The organism is Kitasatospora sp. NPDC017646 (assembly GCF_044329365.1).
Lineage (GTDB): Bacteria > Actinomycetota > Actinomycetes > Streptomycetales > Streptomycetaceae > Kitasatospora.
Genome location: NZ_JBIRJC010000050.1, coordinates 1 through 19628, shown reverse-complemented (window position 1 = coordinate 19628; position 19628 = coordinate 1). Strand labels below are relative to the sequence as shown.

At 73.8% G+C, this 19628-nt stretch carries 16 protein-coding genes; 11 read left to right on the top strand and 5 right to left on the bottom strand.

The genetic code is table 11. The features are described from left to right. Positions 1-4: 4 nt before the first annotated feature. The gene (locus ACH4J0_RS37750; protein WP_396245712.1) at positions 5-682 is read right to left on the bottom strand and encodes a cysteine dioxygenase; all 678 of its coding nucleotides are present in this window, start codon (positions 680-682) and stop codon (positions 5-7) included. A 621-nt stretch (positions 683-1303) separates the two neighbouring features. Between ACH4J0_RS37750 and ACH4J0_RS37745 the strand changes: the two genes are divergently transcribed. The 3 genes from ACH4J0_RS37745 (at position 1304) to ACH4J0_RS37735 (ending at position 7457) form a co-directional block, all read left to right on the top strand. Further along, on the top strand, positions 1304-1576 hold the full coding sequence (locus tag ACH4J0_RS37745) for a WhiB family transcriptional regulator (protein WP_030062195.1): 273 nt from the start codon (positions 1304-1306) through the stop codon (positions 1574-1576). Positions 1577-1826: 250 nt separating this feature from the next. Next, the gene (locus ACH4J0_RS37740; RefSeq protein ID WP_396245711.1) at positions 1827-5723 is read left to right on the top strand and encodes a glycosyltransferase; all 3897 of its coding nucleotides are present in this window, start codon (positions 1827-1829) and stop codon (positions 5721-5723) included. Between the two features lie 6 nt (positions 5724-5729). Then, positions 5730-7457 carry a DUF5719 family protein gene (locus ACH4J0_RS37735; protein ID WP_396245710.1) on the top strand — a complete coding sequence of 576 codons (1728 nt, stop codon included), beginning with the start codon at positions 5730-5732 and terminating at the stop codon, positions 7455-7457. Positions 7458-7509: 52 nt separating this feature from the next. Here the strand turns inward: ACH4J0_RS37735 and ACH4J0_RS37730 are convergent, their stop codons facing one another. Further along, positions 7510-7962, bottom strand: a complete 453-nt coding sequence (locus tag ACH4J0_RS37730; RefSeq protein WP_396245709.1) for a metallopeptidase family protein — start codon at positions 7960-7962, stop codon at positions 7510-7512. A 241-nt stretch (positions 7963-8203) separates the two neighbouring features. On the opposite strand from ACH4J0_RS37730, the gene ACH4J0_RS37725 reads away from it, so the two are divergent. From ACH4J0_RS37725 to ahcY, 6 genes are all read left to right on the top strand, one after another. Further along, on the top strand, positions 8204-8569 hold the full coding sequence (locus ACH4J0_RS37725; RefSeq protein WP_030245497.1) for a DUF3499 domain-containing protein: 366 nt from the start codon (positions 8204-8206) through the stop codon (positions 8567-8569). 171 nt (positions 8570-8740) lie between these two features. After that, positions 8741-10126 (top strand): phosphomannomutase/phosphoglucomutase, encoded by a 1386-nt coding sequence (locus ACH4J0_RS37720; RefSeq protein ID WP_396245708.1) that lies wholly within the window; start codon positions 8741-8743, stop codon positions 10124-10126. 120 nt (positions 10127-10246) lie between these two features. After that, positions 10247-10429, top strand: coding sequence for a Trm112 family protein (locus tag ACH4J0_RS37715; protein WP_030289948.1), 183 nt, complete (start codon positions 10247-10249; stop codon positions 10427-10429). An 84-nt stretch (positions 10430-10513) separates the two neighbouring features. After that, positions 10514-11758 (top strand): SIS domain-containing protein, encoded by a 1245-nt coding sequence (locus ACH4J0_RS37710; RefSeq protein WP_396245707.1) that lies wholly within the window; start codon positions 10514-10516, stop codon positions 11756-11758. Positions 11759-11805: 47 nt separating this feature from the next. Further along, positions 11806-12783, top strand: a complete 978-nt coding sequence (locus tag ACH4J0_RS37705) for a cation diffusion facilitator family transporter (RefSeq protein WP_396245706.1) — start codon at positions 11806-11808, stop codon at positions 12781-12783. A 349-nt stretch (positions 12784-13132) separates the two neighbouring features. Continuing rightward, positions 13133-14581, top strand: a complete 1449-nt coding sequence (gene ahcY / locus ACH4J0_RS37700; protein WP_396245705.1) for an adenosylhomocysteinase — start codon at positions 13133-13135, stop codon at positions 14579-14581. Positions 14582-14715: 134 nt separating this feature from the next. On the opposite strand, the gene ACH4J0_RS37695 is transcribed toward ahcY, so the two are convergent. Continuing rightward, complete coding sequence (locus ACH4J0_RS37695) at positions 14716-15774, bottom strand: hypothetical protein (RefSeq protein WP_396245704.1); 1059 nt, start codon at positions 15772-15774, stop codon at positions 14716-14718. After that, positions 15771-16283, bottom strand: coding sequence for a SigE family RNA polymerase sigma factor (locus tag ACH4J0_RS37690; protein WP_396245703.1), 513 nt, complete (start codon positions 16281-16283; stop codon positions 15771-15773). Before ACH4J0_RS37690 ends, ACH4J0_RS37695 begins: the two co-directional genes overlap by 4 nt. A gap of 105 nt (positions 16284-16388) precedes the next feature. Between ACH4J0_RS37690 and ACH4J0_RS37685 the strand changes: the two genes are divergently transcribed. Further along, positions 16389-17018: a hypothetical protein gene (locus ACH4J0_RS37685; RefSeq protein WP_396245702.1), complete on the top strand. Its 630-nt coding sequence runs from the start codon at positions 16389-16391 to the stop codon at positions 17016-17018. A gap of 4 nt (positions 17019-17022) precedes the next feature. Here ACH4J0_RS37685 and ACH4J0_RS37680 read toward each other — a convergent pair whose 3' ends face one another. Beyond that, positions 17023-17991 (bottom strand): RDD family protein, encoded by a 969-nt coding sequence (locus ACH4J0_RS37680; RefSeq protein ID WP_396245701.1) that lies wholly within the window; start codon positions 17989-17991, stop codon positions 17023-17025. A gap of 240 nt (positions 17992-18231) precedes the next feature. Between ACH4J0_RS37680 and ACH4J0_RS37675 the strand changes: the two genes are divergently transcribed. After that, complete coding sequence (locus tag ACH4J0_RS37675; RefSeq protein WP_396245700.1) at positions 18232-19236, top strand: stage II sporulation protein M; 1005 nt, start codon at positions 18232-18234, stop codon at positions 19234-19236. The last annotated feature ends 392 nt before the right edge of the window (positions 19237-19628 follow it).

Here is a 19628-nt window from a genome sequence, read left to right as displayed (position 1 = left end):
GCGCTCAACGCCGCTCGGTCCGCGCCCGTCGGTGCTGCGTCGGGTGCGAATCCTGGTGCTGCTCGGGGACGGCGGTGGCGGCGCCGTACTGGTTCATCTCGGTCAGGCCGGGGGCGTAGAGGTGGATGGAGACGGCGGGTTCGAGCGCGCCGTTGACCACCTCGTGCAGGTAGCCGGAGGAGAACACCCGCTGCCCGCCGGGGCGCAGGGTGCGGGCGACCGCGCCGCTGAGGGTCCCCCCGGCCGAAGGCTGGGGGAGGGTGAGGGAGCGTTCGACCAGCTCGCCCCGGACGACGGTCATTACGCCAGAGGACTCGCCGTGGTCGTGGAAGCCGCTGCCCTGGCCGGGCAGCCAGCTGAGCAGCCAGACCTCGTAGCCGGGGCCGGTCTCCAGCCGGGCGTACCAGCGGGTGAGCGCGTCGTAGCGGACCAGCGGCTCCCAGCGGGCGCGGTCGGCGGCGATCTCGCGGACCAGTCGGGCGTACCCGGCGACGGTGGTGGGGTGGTCGGGCAGGTCGGTGCGGGCGAGGTGGGGGAAGGCGAGCGGGTCGCCGGCGATGGAGACGTCGCTGAGCCCGTCCGCCCAACGGTGTCCGCCCGTACGGCGGAGGGCGGGGGCGAGGCCCAGGCGGGCGAGCTTGCTGCGGTCGCGGTTCCGCTTGCGGATGCGGATCATGCGCACGGTAGTCGTCCTCGGATGAGTCGGCTGGTTGGGGGAGCAGCCGGATCCGGGATGTCCTGGGGCGGGATTCGCGGGCGGCCTCTGTGCTTCCTGGGGGCGGCGCGCGGTGGGACGCGGGCGCCTAGATACAGCAGGAACAGAGGCGACAACAGGAGTTCACGGCACGGCGGAGCGTGGAACCGCTCCGGGGGCTGGCGAACTCTGACATAGGGGCAAGGACACCGCATCCGCCGGGCCGGTGTCAAACGGGAGGATGCGGCATTCGAGTGGATTGGGCCCGTATCTTTCCCGGATGGGGTGATTCATCACTCTCTATGTTTCGATGGGAAGATCGCCGGGAAGGGAGGCCGATGACCGGCCTGTGGTGGTGACCGAGCGTCATTCCGCGAGTGGTTGCGGATATTTCGATGCTGTTCGGGGCTTTCGGACTGAAGGTCTGATGTGTCCGAATATGTACACTATTCGTAACGGCTTGGTGCCAGTGAGTGAATCCCGGCCTCAATACCAGAGCTCGGCTTGACTGGGCCAGAGTGACGCAACTGTAATTTCACTCGTGTCGTCAGCCGCACGAGGCAACGGCAACCACGGGGACGCCAAGTAGGGGCAGAGGAGGCGCGCCACATGAGCGAGCTCTTTGAGCTGTTGATCGGGGACGGCATCGCGGAGGACGAGGAGGAACTCGGCTGGCAGGAGCGCGCGTTGTGCGCCCAGACCGACCCCGAATCCTTCTTCCCCGAGAAGGGCGGCTCGACCCGCGAGGCCAAGAAGGTGTGCCTCGCCTGCGAAGTTCGCTCGGAATGCCTGGAGTACGCACTCGCCAATGACGAACGCTTCGGCATCTGGGGCGGCCTCTCCGAGCGCGAGCGCCGTCGGCTCAAGAAGAGCGCGGTCTGAGCGGGGGGTGGCCCCCGACCCTCGCTGACCCACCGCCAACGGCGGACAGCCACACAGCCGTACGAGCGCCTCACCGTGACGGTGGGGCGCTTTCGTGTTCCAGGACCGCTTCCGGTCCTCCCCGGCCCGTTCTTCACCGCCTCCGCACCGGCACCGCGCACGAGGCGGCCGTCGAGAGCCGTTAGTGTGGTGCGCCATCCGGTTGCCGTTCACCGGCTGTGTCCACCGAGAACTGGGGCCCGCGCACTCGATGACCGTCTACAGCCACCAGAGCGGCTTCACCGCTTCCAGGCCGCCCGCCTACCCGCGCCACCTGGTCACCGCGGTGATCGTCTCGCACGACGGCGCCCGCTGGCTGCCGCAGGCCCTGGCCGGCCTGCTCGGCCAGGACCGCCAGGTCCAGCGGATCCTCGCCGTCGACACCGGGTCCACCGACAACTCCCCGCAGCTGCTCGCCGACACCCTCGCCGACTGGCTGCCCGAGAGCGGCCCGCTGGTGCTCGGCCGCCGGGCCGGCTTCGGCACCGCCGTCGCCGAGGCCGTGTCGGGCTCCGCGCCCCTGCGGCCGGAGGACCTCCCGTACCGGCTCGATCCCTCCGGCTACGACCCGGTCACCGGCGGCTGGGACGACTTCGGCGATCCGCTCGCCCAGGAGGACGACCTCGGCCGCGGCGGCCCGCGCGAGACCCAGCCGATCGAGTGGCTCTGGCTGCTGCACGACGACTGCGAGCCGCAGACCGACGCGCTGCGCCGCCTCCTCCAGGTCGCCGACTCCACCCCGAGCGCCGGCGTGGTCGGCCCCAAGCTGCGCAGCTGGTACGACCGCCGCCAGCTGCTGGAGGTCGGCGTCACCATCGCCCGCTCCGGCCGCCGCTGGACCGGCCTCGACCGCCGCGAGCAGGACCAGGGCCAGCACGACCAGGTCCGCCCGGTGCTCGCCGTCTCCAGCGCTGGCATGCTCGTGCGCCGGGACGTCTTCGAGGAGCTCGGCGGCTTCGACAAGGCCCTCCCGCTGATGCGGGACGACACCGACTTCTGCTGGCGGGTCAACGCCGCCGGCCACCGCGTGGTGGTCGCCCCCGACGCGGTGCTGCGGCACGCCGAGGCGGCCAGCCGCGAGCGCCGGGTGATCGACTGCGGCCCCGCCCACCCGCACCGGGTGGACAAGGCCGGCGCCGTCTACGCCCTGCTCGCCAACTGCAGGGGCGCGCTGTTCCCGTACGTGCTGCTGCGCCTGGTGCTGGGCACCCTGGTGCGCGCCGTCACCAACCTGCTCGGCAAGGACCCGCGCCAGGCCGTCGACGAACTGGCCGGCCTCGGCCACGAACTCGTCCGCTTCCCGCGGCTGTTGGCCGCCCGCAAGCACCGCGCCCGGACCAGGGCGGCGGACCCCCTGGACGACCGCACGCTGTTCCCGGCCCCCGGCGCGACCACCCGGCTCGCCGTCGAGGGCGTGATCGGCTCGCTCGGGATAGGGGGCGACGACGACTCCGGCAGCCGGCACGGCTCGGTCGAGGCCGGTGGCGACGAGGACGGCGAGGACCTCGTCGTCGAGCAGTTCGCGCTGGTCAAGAAGCTGGCCCGGCGCCCCGCACCGGTGCTGTTCGCCGCCCTGCTGGTGTTCGCCCTGGTCGCCTGCCGCAGTCTGCTCGGCGGCGGCGAGCTGTTCGGCGGGGCCCTGCTGCCCGCCTCCGACGGCGCGGGCGGCCTGTGGTCGATGTACGCGGACGCCTGGCACCCGATCGGCACCGGCTCCACCGCCGCCGCGCCGCCGTACCTCGGCGTGCTCGCGGTGCTCTCCTGGCTGCTGTTCGGTCACGCCGACCTCGCGCTGACCCTGCTGGTCGTGCTCACCGTGCCGCTGGCCGCGGTCAGCGCCTACCTGGTCTCCCGGCCGCTGCTGGACTCCAAGCTGGTCCGCGCCTGGGCCAGCGCCACCTACGCGCTGCTGCCCGCCGCGACCGGCGCGCTCGCCCAGGGCCGGATCGGCACCGCCGCCCTCGCCGTGCTGCTGCCGCCGCTGGCCCGCGCCGCGGCGATCGCGGCCGGCCTCGGCATCCGCCAGGAGAGCGCCGCCAAGGGCGCCCGCCCCGGCTGGCGGCCGGTCTGGATGACCGTCCTGCTGCTCACCCTGGCCACCGCCTTCGTCCCGCTGACCTGGGCGCTGGCCGTGCCGCTGTGCCTGGCGACGCTGGTCGTCGCGGTGCTGCGCGGCGGCGCCTTCGGCTCCGGCGGTACGACGCTGCGGCTGCTCGGGCTGCGCGTCCTGGTGATCCTCGCGGTGCCGGTCGCGGTGCTGGCCCCCTGGTCGCTGAAGGTGCTGTCGCACCCGCAGTGGCTGCTGCTGGAGGCCGGGCTGCCCGGTCTGCACGGCGCCGGGGCGAGCGCGGCCGGCCTGCTGCTGGTCAACCCGGGCGGCGCCGGAGTGCCGCCGGTCTGGCTCTCCGCCGGTGTCGTCCTGGCCGCGCTGGCCGCCCTGCTGCGCGCCGACCGGCGCCGCGCGGTGCTCGTCGCCTGGGGCGCGGCCGGTGCCGGCCTGCTCTTCGCGGTCGTGGTCGCCGGCACCTCCGTCACCCCGGCCTCCGGCGGCCAGACGGTGCCCGCCTGGGCCGGCCCGGCCACCCTGATCGCCGGGATCGCCCTGCTCGCCGCCGCCGCGATCGGCGCCGACGGCGCCAACGCCCGCGTCGCCGGGATCGCCTTCGGCTGGCGCCAGCCGGTGGCCGCCCTGGTGGTGGCCGCCGCCGTGCTGGCCCCGCTGGGCACCGGCCTGTGGTGGGCGCTGACCGGCGCCGGCGGTCCGCTGCACCGCGCCGGCGCCGGCCAGGTGCCGGCCTTCATCGCCGAGGAGGCCGGCACCACCGACCGGGCCCGCACCCTCGTCGTCACCGGGCAGAAGGGCGCCGTCCGGTACACCGTGCTGCGCGGCGCCGGCCTGACCCTCGGCCAGGCGGAGTCCACCGTGGACCCGGCCACCGGCACCCAGGACGGCCTGAACAAGATGGTCGGCAGCCTGCTGGCCGGCTCCGGCGCCGACCAGGCGAACGCCCTGGCCGGCTACGGCATCGCCTACGTGCTGGTCGAGCGCCAGGCCGTCGGCGCCTTCAAGGACGTCCTGGACGCCACCCCCGGCCTGGTCAAGGCCAACCAGGAGGGCGACACCGCGCTCTGGCAGGTCAACGGCGCCCCCGCGGTGCGCGCGGTGATCACCGCCCCGGGTGCGAACCCGGTGGTCGTCCCGGCCGGGCCCCGCGACCTCTCCACCACCGTCCCGGCCGGCCCGGACGGCCGGGTGCTGCGGCTCGCCGAGTCCGCCGCCCCCGAGTGGAAGGCCACCTTGGACGGCACCGCCCTGGAGCCCACCACGGTCGACGGCTGGGCGCAGGGCTTCAAGCTCCCGGCCGCCGGCGGCAAGCTGAGCGTCACCCGTCAGGGCAGCCTGGTCCACACCGGCTGGATCTGGGCCCAGGTGCTGCTCGGCCTCACCATCCTGGTGCTGGCCCTGCCCGGCCGCCGCAACCACAACGACGACGACCTGCCCGAGGAGGTGGTCGCCGCCGCCGCGCTGGCCGCCGCCCAGGCGCAGGCCCCCGTCCCCGGCAGCCGCCGGGCCCGCCGGATGGCCGAGCGCGGCGAGGGCGGCGAGCCCGGCGCCGAGGAGCCCGGTGTGTACGACGGCCGGCCGGGCGCGATCCCGGCGCAACCCAGCGGCGAGCCGGTGACCGGTGCGGTCCAGGCGGCCGCCGCCGTCCAGGAGTCCGAGCCGTACACCGACCCGTACCAGGCGTACCAGCAGGCCGACCCGTACAGCTACGACCAGTACGCGGCCCAGCAGCCGGCGGCCGCGCCGTACGCCGGCCAGGGGTACGAGGGCCGGGGTTACGAGGGCCAGGGGTACGACGGCCAGCAGCAGGCCTACCCGCAGCAGGGATACGAACAGCACGGCTACCAACAGCACGGCTACGAGCAGCAGGGCTACCAGCAGTACCCGCAGGAGCAGTACGGCCACGACTCCTACCAGCAGCAGCCCGGGCAGCCCCAGCAGGCCTGGCAGCAGGGCGAGCCGTACTACGACCCCAACGACCCGGGCGGTACCGGCCACTCCTCTGCGCATTACCCTCCGCACCAGCACGGATCGGGGAGCTGACCCGCGATGAAGAAGCCCGCATTCAGGAAGAAGTCCGGCGCCGCGCCCGAGGAGGCCTTCGAGCCCGCCGCCGTCGAACCGGCCGAGGCCGCGGAGCCCGCCCGCGCGGCGGTCAAGCTCCCCGGCCGCTCCGCCGGCAAGACCACCCAGTCCCTGCTGGCCGCGGCCGTGGTGCTGGCGGCGGTCCTCGGGATCGCCGAGGTGCGCCCGCCGGCCGGCCCGGCCAAGGCGGACGGCGGGGCCGCCCCCAGCACCGCCCAGGTCGAGCGGACCGCGGCGGTCTGCCCGCAGCCGCTCCAGGGCCTCACCGGCTCGACCACGCTCACCGCCTTCACTCCGCCCGGCACTGGCACCGGCTCCGCCACCGGCGGCGCCGGCTGGCTCTCCGACCAGGCCGCCCCCGCGACCCCGCCGACCGCGGCCCCCTCGGCCCCGGCCACCGCGCCGCCGACCGGTTCACCGAGCGGCTCGCCGAGCGCGGCCCCGAGCGGCTCGGCGACCCCGGCCCCGGACAGGAACGCCGCGCCCGCCGACGCCAAGCTGACCCTCGCCAAGCCCGGCACCCCGGCCACCGGCCCGGCCACCAACGGCGACGGCGCGCCCGGCACCGGGGCCGTCGCCACCGGTGCGCTCGCCCCCGGCTTCACCGTCACCCAGACCACCGTGGTCACCGAGCAGCGCGGCCTGGGCCTGTCCGGCCTCACCTGCACCCCGGAGAGCACCAGCTTCTGGTTCGCCGGGGCCAGTACGGCCGGGGACCGGGTCGACTACCTCAGCCTGGTCAACCCCGAGTCCTCCGCCGCCGTGGTCGACATCCAGCTGTACGGCGACAAGGGCCTGATCGACAACGACGCCGCCAACGGCATCACCGTCGCCCCCGGCAGCTCGCAGTCCGTCCTGCTGTCGACCCTCAGCAAGGGCGCCGTCACCGACCTCGCCGTGCACGTGGTGGTCCGCTCCGGGCGGGTCGGCGCGGCGCTGCACGCCGCCGACGGCTCCAAGGGCGCCGACTGGATCCCCGCCTCGGCCGACCCGGCCCCCACCCAGGTGCTGCCCGGCCTGCCCGCCGACACCTCCTCGGCCCGCCTGGTGGTCTGGGCACCGCCGGAGGACGACGCCGACCTGAAGATCCAGCTCTCCGGCAAGAACGGCTGGTTCACCCCGGCCGGCAACGAGTCCATCCACGTCAAGGCCGGCATGGTGGCCGCCGTAGACCTCGGCAAGGTCACCCGGGACGAGGTCGCCGGGCTGCGGCTGTCGCCCAGCGACGACAAGCACGCCGTCCCGGTCGTGGCCGGCCTGCGGGTCGACCGCACGGGGGGCAACGGCAAGAGCGACGCGGCCTGGCTCACCGGCAGCAACCCGGTGGGCGCCCGCGCCACCGTCGCCGACAACCGGGCCGGCGCCTCCACGCTGTTCCTGACCTCCACCGGCGACGCCGCCACCGTCAAGGTCACCGGCTCGGCCGGCAGCGGCGGCGGCACCCCGGCGACCAAGGAGGTCCAGCTCCCGGCCGGCGGTACGGTCGCCATCCCGGCGCCCGAGCCCGCCGGGCTGAACGGGGTCTTCGCGCTCACCGTGGAGACCGAGTCCGGCGGCCCGGTGGTCGCCGCCCGGATGCTCGCCCTGCCCACCAAGGACGTCCCGATGTTCACCGTCCAGGCACTGCGCGACGACCACAGCACCGTCCAGGTCCCCCAGGCCGCCCAGGACCCGGCCGTCGTACTGCGCTGACCGCGCGCCCGGGAGCCCGCGTCCCGCGGGCTCCCGGGCGGTCAGCGGGAGGTCAGTCCTCGTCGTAGCGCGGGTCGATCGCGTCCGGCGACAGCCCCAGCAGCTCGGCCACCTGCTCGATCAGGATCTCGTGCACCAGCGCCGCCCGGTCCTCCCGGGTCTTCGCCCGGATCTCCACCGGCCGCCGGTACACCACGATCTGGCTCTTGCGGCCCTTCTCGCCGGGCGACACCCGGCCCAACGGCACGCCGTCCTCCGTGTCGGCGCCGTCCGCCTCGTGCAGCGGCACCTCCTGCACGGCGAACTCCACCTCGATCAGCTGCGGCCACCGCCGCTCCAGCCGCTCCACCGACTCGCGCACGTAGTCGTCGAACAGTTCGGAGCGGGTGAGCGAGATCGGCACCTGGGGCGGCGCCAGCGGGCCGCGCAGCCCCCTGCCGTGCCGGTCGCGGTGCCGGGGGCGGCGCGAGGGGCCTGTCGATGACTGCGGTGCGGAGCTGTCCATATCACTGCCGAGAGTAGTCCTTGGCGGGTCGGAAGTGGACCACTCCGACGGGGGAATCGCCGGGGCGGCAGCGCATGCCGGGACGGCCGGAGCGAGCGGGGCGGCGGGAGCCGAACGGCGCGCCGGGAGCGCCCCCGGGCCCTGTGGGGGCGGCCCCGGGGGCGCGCGGACCGCGACACGGCACCCCCGCCGGGCAGGCGGTCTTCGCTCCCCGGCGGGGAGTGCGGTACCGTCCACCCTCGTGAGCTCTGTACGTCGTTGTTCGCGGACCGCGTGCGGCCGACCGGCCGTCGCGACGCTGACGTACGTCTACGCGGACTCCACCGCCGTGCTGGGCCCGCTCGCCACCTACGCCGAGCCGCACTGCTACGACCTGTGCGCCGAGCACGCCGAGCGGCTCACCGCCCCGCGCGGCTGGGAGGTCGTCCGGCTCGCCGCCGAGGCCGGGCCGCTGCGCCGCAGCAGCGACGACCTCGAAGCCCTCGCCAACGCCGTCCGCGAGGCCGCCCGCCCCCAGACTCCCCGTCAGGGCCGCGCCCCCGAGGGCGAGTCCACCGAGGCCGGCCGCCGCGGCCACCTACGGGTACTGCGCTCGCCCGACAACTAGGGCGTGCCCGAGGGTGCGCCCCGGTCCCGTCCGGCGGAGCCTCGCGGCCCTCACCCGGCACGGTGCGTTCGCCCGGCCCGGGTACGCTGCCCGTCTGACCTCACCGCGACCCGTCGACCGGACGGGCGGGTGGCCGACGTATCGATCAGACAGAACCAGGGTGGAGCCGCAGTGCGCGACCTCAAGCAGCTCGTGAAGGCGTACGACGTCCGAGGGGTCGTCCCGGACCAGTGGGACGAGAGCCTGTCCCGGGCCTTCGGTGCCGCGTTCGTGCAGGTCACCGGCGCGTCCGCGATCGTGGTCGGCCACGACATGCGCCCCTCCTCCCCGTCGCTCACCCGGGCCTTCGCCGAGGGCGCGGCGGCCTACGGTGCCGACGTGGTGGAGATCGGCCTCTGCTCCACCGACCAGCTCTACTACGCCAGCGGCAAGCTCGACCTGCCCGGCGCGATGTTCACCGCCAGCCACAACCCGGCCCAGTACAACGGCATCAAGCTCTGCCGGGCCGGCGCCGCCCCGGTCGGCCAGGACACCGGCCTGTCCGAGATCCGCGAGCTGGTCGAGTCCTGGACCGCCGAGGACGACACCGTCACCGTCCCCGCCCGCGACGTGGAGCCCGGCACGCTCTCCGCGCAGGAGACCCTGCGCGGCTACGCCGACCACCTGCTGGGCCTGGTCGACCTCACCGCGATCCGCCCGCTCAAGGTCGCCGTGGACGCCGGCAACGGCATGGGCGGCCACACCGTGCCGACCGTCTTCGACGGCCTGCCGATCGAGCTCGTCCCGATGTACTTCGAGCTGGACGGCACCTTCCCCAACCACGAGGCCAACCCGCTCGACCCGAAGAACCTGGTCGACCTCCAGGCCAAGGTCCGCGAGGTCGGCGCCGACGTCGGCCTGGCCTTCGACGGCGACGCCGACCGCTGCTTCGTCGTCGACGAGCGCGGCGAGCCGGTCTCCCCGTCCGCGATCACCGCCCTGGTCGCCGCCCGCGAGATCGCCCGCGCCAAGGCCGCCGGCGAGGCCGAGCCGACGATCATCCACAACCTGATCACCTCCTGGACCGTCCCCGAGGTGGTCCGCGAGCTCGGCGCCACCCCGGTGCGCACCCGGGTCGGCCACTCCTTCATCAAGCAGGAGATGGCCGTCACCGACGCCGTCTTCGGCGGCGAGCACTCCGCGCACTACTACTTCCGCGACTTCTGGCGCGCCGACACCGGCATGCTGGCCGCACTGCACGTGCTGGCCGCGCTCGGCGGGCAGGAGCGCGCCCTGTCCGAGCTGACCGCCGAGTACGACCGCTACGCCGCCTCCGGCGAGATCAACAGCACCGTCACCGACCAGGCCGCCAGCACCGCCGCCGTCCGCGCCGCCTACGCCGGTCTGGAGGGCACCACCGTGGACGAGCTGGACGGCCTCACCGTGGCCGGCCCGGACTGGTGGTTCAACCTGCGCGCCTCCAACACCGAGCCGCTGCTGCGCCTCAACGTCGAGGCCAAGGACCCGGCCCGGATGGCCGAGCTGCGCGACGGCGTCCTGGCCGTCGTCCGCGGCTGATCCCCGCCGCCGTCCCCGCTCCGGGGAAGCGCGCCTGACCGGAGCACGCGGTGCCCCGGCCGGTAGGGTTGCCTATCGGCCGGGGCACCTCCGTGCCACCACCGAACTTTGGAGAGCCCCATGAAGCTCGAATCCTTCCTGCTGGAGATCCTGGTCTGCCCGCAGTGCCGGGCCGCGCTCACCGAGGGCGGCACCGAGGAGCAGCCCGAGCTGGTCTGCACCGGCGCGGACTGCGGCCTCGCGTACCCGGTCCGCGAGGGCATTCCGGTCCTCCTGGTGGACGAGGCCCGCCGCCCGGCCTGATCCTGTTGGGGCGTGTCGGACACGCCCCGGGGGCTCAAGCCCCGCCCGCGCCCGCCGACCACAGGACAGCCGGAGGCCCGCCGCATGCTCGACGACACCCTGCTCGACGATCCGGCCGCCCTCCAGCGCGCCGACCGCGACCGAGCGCTGCTGGCCCTGGCCGGTGCCGGCGCCCGGGTCCGCACCGCGCTGCGGCAGGCCGACGCGGCCGGCCTCGACCGGCTGCGCCCGGACGGCCGCCCGCGCGCCGTCATGGTCGCCGGGCACGGCAGCGCCCTGACGGCGGCCGAGATCCTCGCCGTGCTCGCCGGGTCCGCCACCCTGGTCACCCCGCTGCCGCCGACCGAGGCCGCCGCCCCGCGCGCCGACCGGGCCGGCGTCCCGCCCGCCTTCACCGCCGGGCTCGGCTGGCAGCTGCCCGGCTGGGCCGGTCCGCTCGACCTGCTGGTGGTCAGCTCCACCGACGGCGGCGAGCAGGGTCTGATCAGCCTCGCCGAGCAGGCGTACGCGCGCGGCTGCGCCATCGTCGTCACCGCCCCGGCCGGCAGTCCGCTGGCCGGGGCCGCGCTGCAGGTCCGCGCGCTGCCGCTGCCGTACGTCGCCGCGGTGCTGCCCGACGAGGGACTGCCCGTCAGGCCGGCCGCCGAGCCGGACCTGCCGGCCGAGGACCCGGCCGCGCTGTGGTCCCACCTGACCCCGCTGATGGCGCTCGCCCAGAAACTCGGCCTCACCCAGCTGCCGTACGACGCGCTGCCGGCCGTCGCCGACCTGCTCGACGCCACCGCCGTGCGCTGCCGCCCGGACGCCGCCGCGTACACCAACCCGGCGAAGGGGCTGGCCGCCCGGCTGGCCGGGACGGTCCCGCTGCTGTGGGCCGAGGGCCCGATCGCCGGCGCGGCTGCTGCCCGGTTCGCCGCCCAGCTGGCCGACCGGGCCGGCCGCCCGGCGCTGGCCGGCTCGCTGCCCCAGGTGCTCACCGCCCACCGGGGCATGTTCACCGGCCAGTTGGGCGCGGGGGCGGATCCGGACGACTTCTTCCGCGACCGGGTCGAGGAGCCCGACCCGCTGCACCTCCAGGTCCTGTTGCTGCGGCACGTGCCCGGGACGGGCCCGTCGGAGGAGCAGGACGGCCCCACCGAGGTGACCGAGGACGACGAGCGGCCGCGCAGCTTCGGCGTCAGCCGCGCGCACCGGCTGGCCGCCGCCCACGAGGTACGGCTGACCGAGTACGCCAGCACCCTTCCGGACCCGCTGCACGCGCTGGCCGACCTGATCGCGCTGACCGACTTCGCCGCCGTCTACCTGGGGCTCGCCGCCGCGCAGTCCTGAACGCCGTGCCGCCCAGTCCTGAGCGTGCTGCCGATAGGTTGGGGCGCATGAGTACTGAGGGCGGGACGAAGGCACTGGTGGCGGCGCTGTCCGCGAACCTGGCGATCGCGGCGGCGAAGTTCACCGCCTTCGGCTTCACCGGCTCGTCCTCGATGCTGGCCGAGGGCGTGCACTCGGTGGCCGACTCCGGCAACCAGGTGCTGCTGCTGATCGGCGGCAGGCGGGCGCGCCGGGCGGCCGACGAGGAGCACCCCTTCGGGTACGGGCGCGAGCGCTACGTCTACGGCTTCCTGGTGGCGATCGTGCTGTTCACCGTCGGCGGCCTGTTCGCGGTCTACGAGGGCTGGCACAAGGTCAACCACCCCGAGCCGCTGGAGTCCTGGGGCTGGGCGGTGGGCGTGCTGCTCTTCGCCATCGCGATGGAGGGCTGGTCCTTCCTCACCGCGGTGCGCGAGTCCGTCAGGGCCAAGGGCGGCCAGGGCTGGGTGCAGTACATCCGCACCGCCAAGGCGCCGGAGCTGCCGGTGGTGCTGCTGGAGGACACCGGCGCGCTGATCGGCCTGGTGCTCGCGCTGCTCGGCGTCTCGCTCACCGTGGCCACCGGCGACGGCGTCTGGGACGGCGTCGGCACCCTGTGCATCGGTGTGCTGCTGGTGGTGATCGCCGTGGTGCTCGCGACGGAGACCAAGTCGCTGCTGCTCGGCGAGTCCGCCGGCAAGGACGCGGTGCGGCGGATCCGCGCCGCGCTGGTGGACGGCGAGGCCGTCACCGGCGTGATCCACATGCGCACCCTGCACCTCGGGCCGGAGGAGCTGCTGGTCGCCGCCAAGATCGCCGTCAACGCGGAGGACAGCGCCGCCCGGGTGGCGCTGGCCATCGACGCGGCCGAGGAGCGGGTCCGGGCCGCCGTCCCGATCGCCCGGGCGATCTACCTGGAACCGGACGTCTACAGCGCCGAGAAGGCCGCCGCGGGTGAGGACCCGGCCGCCACCCCCGGCGGTCCCGGGCCGGCCGCGGCGCACTGACGCGCCGCCCGTCCGGCGCTCTCGGGGCGGGCCCCCGGGGCGGCGTCGGGCGGCGGTCGATCGGCGACCGAAATCGGTCATCTGCGGACGGCCGGCAGGGCTCCCGGTGTAGATTCGTCACCAGAGCCAGAACGTCGCTGCTGATGGCGGTCGATCGGTGGTCCGTGCCCCCAGGGTGTGTGCCGGTCGAGGGAGAGAGGTCCTCCGACGGTTTGTGCTGCGCAGCGGGGAACCGGTCCGCACCACGGGACCAGGTCGCCCCGGCGTAGCCGTGCACCCGGACGGCCCGCCATGCGCAACGCACATCCGGACCTCGGCCCGCCCCACCCCATCAGCGAGGAGCAGACGCATGTCGACCGACATCACCGGTGACTTCAAGGTCGCCGACCTTTCCCTGGCGCCGTTCGGCCGCAAGGAGATCCAGCTGGCCGAGCACGAGATGCCCGGCCTGATGTCCATCCGCGCCGAGTACGCCGAGTCGCAGCCGCTGGCCGGTGCCCGGATCACCGGCTCGCTGCACATGACCATCCAGACCGCCGTGCTGATCGAGACCCTGACGGCGCTCGGTGCCGAGGTCCGCTGGTGCTCCTGCAACATCTTCTCCACCCAGGACCACGCGGCCGCCGCCATCGCCGTCGGCCCGGAGGGCACCCCGGAGAACCCGCAGGGCGTGCCGGTCTTCGCCTGGAAGGGCGAGACCCTGGAGGAGTACTGGTGGTGCACCGAGCAGGCGCTGACCTGGCCTGACGGCAAGACCCCGAACATGATCCTGGACGACGGCGGCGACGCCACCCTGTTGATCCACAAGGGCGTCGAGTTCGAGAAGGCCGGTGCCGCTCCGGACCCGTCCACCGCCGACAACGACGAGTTCCGGATCATCCTCGAGCTGCTCAACCGCACGCTCAAGGAGACCCCGAACAAGTGGACCGAGGTCGCCGCCACCATCAAGGGCGTGACCGAGGAGACCACCACCGGTGTCCACCGCCTGTACGAGATGCACCGTGACGGCCAGCTGCTGTTCCCGGCGATCAACGTCAACGACTCGGTCACCAAGTCGAAGTTCGACAACAAGTACGGGTGCCGCCACTCGCTCATCGACGGCATCAACCGCGCCACCGACGTCCTGATCGGCGGCAAGGTCGCGGTCGTCTGCGGCTACGGCGACGTCGGCAAGGGCTGCGCCGAGTCGCTGCGCGGCCAGGGTGCCCGCGTCATCGTCACCGAGATCGACCCGATCTGCGCGCTCCAGGCGGCGATGGACGGCTACCAGGTCGCCACGCTGGAGGACGTCGTCGAGATCGCCGACATCTTCATCACGACCACGGGCAACAAGGACATCATCATGGCCTCGCACATGGCCCGGATGAAGCACCAGGCCATCGTCGGGAACATCGGCCACTTCGACAACGAGATCGACATGGCCGGCCTGGCCAAGCTCGACGGCGTCGTGAAGACCGAGATCAAGCCGCAGGTCCACGAGTGGCGCAAGGCCGACGGCCGCACCATCATCGTCCTCTCCGAGGGCCGCCTGCTGAACCTGGGCAACGCGACCGGCCACCCGTCCTTCGTGATGTCCAACTCCTTCGCGAACCAGACGATCGCCCAGATCGAGCTGTTCACGAAGACCGAGCAGTACCCGATCGGCGTCTACGTGCTGCCGAAGCACCTGGACGAGAAGGTCGCCCGCCTGCACCTGGACGCGCTGGGCGTGAAGCTGACCACCCTGACCCAGGAGCAGGCCGACTACATCGGCGTTCCGGTCGAGGGCCCGTACAAGTCGGAGCAGTACCGCTACTGATGCGGTGACGCGACGACGCCGGTGGCCGGCACCCCCCGTGGGTGCCGGCCACCGGCGCGTCCGGTGCACGCCGTCCGGTGCACGCCGTCCGGGGCGGGCCGCACGGAGGCCCCTCCTGGTGGGATCCGGACGGTTCAGCGGACGAACACGTCGGTGGTCCAGTCGCGCTCGTCCACGCCGATGGGTTCGGTCCGCGAGAGCAGCCCTGGCAGGCCACCGATCTGCTCCAGGGCCGCCGGCGTGCCCCCGTACGCGTTGACGCAGATCCACACCGCGTTGCGGGACTCGCAGGTGGGGGCGGGAGTGGGATGCCCGGTCGGCATGGTGCCGGGCTCGACCGTGTCCGGCCGCAGCTCCACGGTGACGGTCTTCCCCTCGATCTTGAAGTTCAGATAGAGGTTCCAGGCCCCCCGGCCGCCCGGGTCCGGCCGGGAGAGCTGCACCACGTCGGGCGTCCCGAATTCCTCGGGCAGGCCGGTGAACTGGACCGGCAGCGGGACGTCCCGGTGCCCGTACCTGACGCCGTCGGCCACCCTGAGGAGCACGTCGCGACTGGTCTGCTCCGGTGTGCCGTTGCCTGCGCTGAGCTCCGCCCAGCGGCCCGAGGGCGTCAGCCAGCGCAGCGACCACGTCGCCGACCCCACGGTCGCCCAGTAGGCCGTCCGCCCGTCGACGGGCGGGGCGTCCTCGCGTGTGAGGTGCGTGCCGCCCGGGAGCGTTTGCCCGTCCATCGGCGGCTCGACGTCGGCGGGGTAGAGCTGGAGGTTCAGGCGCGGGATGTTCCGGCCGGTGTCCTTGGCGGCGGAGTAGACGCCCTGGGCCTGGACCTCGCGGTCGATCCGGCCCGGCTGGTCCACCCAGTCGGGCAGCCAGCCGTAGGAGACCTCGGTGCTGAGCGGGTCCGGGGCGGCTGCCCGGGGCGCGGTCGGCGTCGGGGCCGCCGTCGCCGTCCTGGTGACCGCCGGGAGCGTCTGCACCGCCGGTGTCGTACTGCCGGGCCTCACCAGCACCGTGGCCGTGAGTGCGGCGGCCGCGACGAGGGCCACCGCGCCGGCGGTGGCCCGGTACCTGCGGTGCAGGCGGGCCCGTCCGCGGGCGATGGACGCGGTGACGTCGAAAGCGGCCGGCGGGGCCGGCTCGTCGGCCAGGGCCGACAGGCGGGCGGCCAGCTCGTCGTGTTCGGGGGGAGTCATGACGTCCTCTCTGCGACGGCGGGGGCGAGAACGAGATTGCGGCGGAGGGTGTCGAGGGCACGTGCGCTCTGGCTCTTCACGTTGCCGGAGGAGCAGTTCAGCGCCTCGGCCGCCTGGTCGATCGACAGATCGCAGTAGTACCGGAGCACGACCGTCGCGCGCTGGCGGGGCGGGAGCCCCGCCAGGGCCTGGCGCAGGTCGAGCGAGACGTCCAGGTCGATGCTCTCGGCCGCGATGTCCGGTTGGGCGCCGGTCCGTACCGTCCGGCGCCACCAGGAGGTGCGCTGCTCGGCGAGGAACGTGTTGACCAGCGTCCGGCGGGCGTAGCCGTCCACGTTCGTGGCCCGGCTCGCCTTCGACCAGTGCACATACAGCTTGGTGATGGCCTCTTGCACCAGGTCGTCGGCCCGGTGCCAGTCCCCGCACAGCAGATAGGCGACCTTCCGCAGCCAGCCGCTCCGGGAGGTCACGTACTCCGTGAACTCCGCGTCGCGCGTCTGCTTCGCCATCCGCACCCCCTCTCGTCGTGGCGGCGTCTCTCTCGCGCCGTCCGACCCTCTAATGCGGGCACCTGCCCGGAACGTTGCACGAGCCGCCGGTCGTAGGCTTCGGGCATGCCCAACGGTCGGTACTCGCTCCACGACACCCACGACCACCTGCTGCTCGGCGAGGAGCGCTTCAGCTGCGCGCCCGGGGCGGCCGGGTGGCGGTACGTCTCCAAGACCTACGCGCCGGACGGCCGGGTGATCGGCAGCGTCGACCTGACGCTGGACTCGCGCGCCCGGCCGCTGCGGATGGAGCTGCGGGCCGGCGGCTGGCAGGTGCGCGGCGGCGCGGTGGACGGGGTGGCCTGGGTCCGCACCGACGCGGCGGACCCGGGCGGCGAGCACGCGACGGAGGGGCACGACCGGGCGCACGGTTTCACCGGGAGTTCGCCGGCCTTCCTGGTCGCCACCGCCCGGATGCTGCGGCTGCGGGAGGGGGCGAGCGCGCGGGTGCGGCTGGTGGCGTTCACCGAGCCGGTGCTGGCGCCGCGCACCTTCGACCAGGGGTGGCTGCTGGAGGGTGTGGACACCCACCGGACGGACTCGGGGCCGCTGGTGGTCGAGCGCTACCAGGTGGCGGACCTGGAGACGGGGGAGCAGCAGGTGGTGCACCTGGCGGGGGACGTGGTGCTGGCGGCGGCGGGGATCGAGCTGGAGGAGCTGGCGTCACCGCCCAACGCCTGGGCGGTGGCGGAGTAGGGGCTCAGGCGGGAGGGGCGAAGCCGGTGCCGGGGGCGGGTGGCGTGGGCTGCGCGGGCGCGGCGGGCTTCGTGAAGGAGGGGGCGGCGGGTGCGGGCGCCGGTACGGGTGCGGGCGCTGCGGGCACGCCGAGGACGCGGTGCGGCCGGCCGTCGGGCATGGCCACCGGGTGCGGGGCGGGCGCCTGGAGGGGGACCGCTGCGGCGAACTGCCGCTGGGCGCGCATCCACTCCCGGCGCTGGCGCTCGGTGAGCACCGCCCCCAGGTAGGCGGCCGGGTGCAGGCCCTGCGGCACCGGGTTCCCGATCCGGGCGGCCAGGTCCTCGGCCAGTCCGGCAGACATCCGGAACGTCACGCTCGGGTCCAACTGGCCGATCCGACCCAGAAGTTGGCGAGTGGCGAGCCAGAGCGGCTCGGGCACCGCCGACAGGTCCATCGAGACCAGCTCGCGGCCCATGTCGTGCAGCAGCTGCGGGTGCACCGGCGGCAGCGGGCCGGCCGACCCGCCCACACCCGGGGTGCGTTCGCGGATCACGACCGTCCCGGCGAAGACGTCGCCGAGCCGCTTGCCGTCCGGGTTCAGCGCGGAGGTGATCACGGCCGGGGCGCCGGTTATCGCGATCACCTCGAAGAAGCCGACCAGCCCGCGCACCAGCGAGTGCCGGAACCGCACCGGCCCGCCGTCGGTCCGTACGACCCGCAGGCCGAGCGCGGCCTTGCCGAGCGAGCGTCCGTGGGTGAGGGTCTCGATCATCACCGGCAGGGCGACCAGGAAGAAGACCGTCGTGCCGAGCATCGTGGCCGCGAGTGCCGCGCTGTCGAGGCCGGCCAGGGCGATGCTCAGCACCAGGGTGCAGATGAACAGGGCGGCGAACTCGACGAGCAGGTCGAGCACGAGCGCCAGCGCCCTGCTCGGAAGCTTCGCCGTCTGCAGGTCGAGGACGACCGCCTCACCCGTCACCAGGTCGCTCAAGACACCTGTCCGTTCACGCTCGTGCGGGACGGGGAGCGCGGTCGGATCGGCCCCCGCTGCCCGCTCTCCGCAGTCTGATCCGCAGCGGCCAACATACGGCGCTCGACGGGCGCACGGGAAGTGAGATCCCGGCGGCCGAACCGGCGCCGTCTCCTGGCATGCTGGGCCCGCACGTGTCCGTACGCACCTGCCCGACCGCGCACGCGCGCCTCGCGCCATCGCCGACCATGGAGCCGCCGAATGGACCTGGACGTCTTCGTCGCCACCCACCAGGGGGAGTGGGCCCGGCTGGACGCCCTCGCCCGTAGGCGCCGGCTCAGCGGCGAGGAGGCCGACGAGCTGGTCACCCTGTACCAGCGCGCCACCGGCCACCTCGCCAAGGTCCAGGCCGCCGCGCCGGACCCGGCCCTGATCGGTCGGCTGACCGGCCTGGTCTCGCGGGCCCGCAGCGCGGTGACCGGCGCCCGGACCAACGGCTGGCAGGACGTCGCCCGCTACTACACGGTGAGCTTCCCGGCCGCGCTGTACCGCGCCCGCCGCTGGTGGGTGCCGGTCGCGGCCGTCTCCATGGCCCTCACCGTGCTGCTCGCCTGGTGGATGGCCACCCACCCCGAGGTCCGCAACAGCCTCATCGCTCCCGACGAGCTACGGGAGATGACCCGCCCCGGCGGCCAGTACGAGGCCTACTACTCGGACCGGCCGGCCAGTTCCTTCGCGGCCCAGGTCTGGACGAACAACGCCTGGGTCGCCGTGCAGTGCCTGCTCTACGGGATCGCGCTGGGCATTCCGGTGCTCCTGGTGATGTGGACCAACGTGGTCAACCTCGGGGTGGGCATCGGACTGATGGCCTCCGCCGGCCGGCTCGACGTCTTCCTCGGCCTGCTCATTCCGCACGGCCTGCTGGAGCTGACCGCCGTCTTCGTGGCCGGCGGGCTCGGCCTGCGGCTCGGCTGGACCGTCATCGACCCCGGTCCACGGACGCGTGGGGTGGCGCTGGCGGAGCAGGGCCGCTCGATCATCGGGATGTCGATCGGTCTGGCGACGGTGCTGGCGGTCTCCGGAGTGCTCGAAGCCTTCGTGACGCCGTCCGGCCTGCCGACCTGGGCCCGCATTTCGATCGGCGTCGTGGCCGAGGCGGCCTTCCTGCTGTACGCCCTGGTGCTCGGACGAAAGGCCGCGGAGGGCGGCGAGTTCGGCGATGTGGACGCGGCCGACCGGGCGGACCTTCAGCCCGTCGCGGCCTGAGCCGATGTGATCAACAGCCCGCTGACCTGCTAGTCTTCTCGCATCCCGGCCAAACCATTGACGTGGTAAGGGTGGGCTAGTAGATTTGAACGGTTGGGACTGACTGGACAACGGTCGGGCCCGGGCGTTAGTGTCTACGACACCGCCGACATCGAGGCGAGCGCGTTTCACGAAATGCGCCCCCTCTGACGAAGCAAATCCCCCGGACTGAGCACACCGAAAGCTTTGATAAGCTTCGGAGCGAAGTTCGAAGGAAATCCCGCCAGCGGGAATCGGATGAAAGAAACTCCGGAAAATGGAGCGGAAAACATCTGATAAGCTGGGAACACGAAAGAACGAAGCGCCCGGAGGGCCCGCTGGAAGGCGGTCCGAAGGAAGCGTCCGTTCCTTGA

Coding starts and splice junctions, on each gene's coding strand:
- ACH4J0_RS37715 (WP_030289948.1), top strand. CDS start 10,247: ATGAAGCTCGAATCCTTCCTGCTGGAGATCCTGGTCTGCCCGCAGTGC.
- ACH4J0_RS37735 (WP_396245710.1), top strand. CDS start 5,730: ATGAAGAAGCCCGCATTCAGGAAGAAGTCCGGCGCCGCGCCCGAGGAG.
- ACH4J0_RS37710 (WP_396245707.1), top strand. CDS start 10,514: ATGCTCGACGACACCCTGCTCGACGATCCGGCCGCCCTCCAGCGCGCC.
- ACH4J0_RS37695 (WP_396245704.1), bottom strand. CDS start 15,774: ATGACTCCCCCCGAACACGACGAGCTGGCCGCCCGCCTGTCGGCCCTG.
- ACH4J0_RS37730 (WP_396245709.1), bottom strand. CDS start 7,962: ATGGACAGCTCCGCACCGCAGTCATCGACAGGCCCCTCGCGCCGCCCC.
- ACH4J0_RS37705 (WP_396245706.1), top strand. CDS start 11,806: ATGAGTACTGAGGGCGGGACGAAGGCACTGGTGGCGGCGCTGTCCGCG.
- ACH4J0_RS37690 (WP_396245703.1), bottom strand. CDS start 16,283: ATGGCGAAGCAGACGCGCGACGCGGAGTTCACGGAGTACGTGACCTCC.
- ACH4J0_RS37745 (WP_030062195.1), top strand. CDS start 1,304: ATGAGCGAGCTCTTTGAGCTGTTGATCGGGGACGGCATCGCGGAGGAC.
- ACH4J0_RS37675 (WP_396245700.1), top strand. CDS start 18,232: ATGGACCTGGACGTCTTCGTCGCCACCCACCAGGGGGAGTGGGCCCGG.
- ACH4J0_RS37685 (WP_396245702.1), top strand. CDS start 16,389: ATGCCCAACGGTCGGTACTCGCTCCACGACACCCACGACCACCTGCTG.
- ahcY (WP_396245705.1), top strand. CDS start 13,133: ATGTCGACCGACATCACCGGTGACTTCAAGGTCGCCGACCTTTCCCTG.
- ACH4J0_RS37740 (WP_396245711.1), top strand. CDS start 1,827: ATGACCGTCTACAGCCACCAGAGCGGCTTCACCGCTTCCAGGCCGCCC.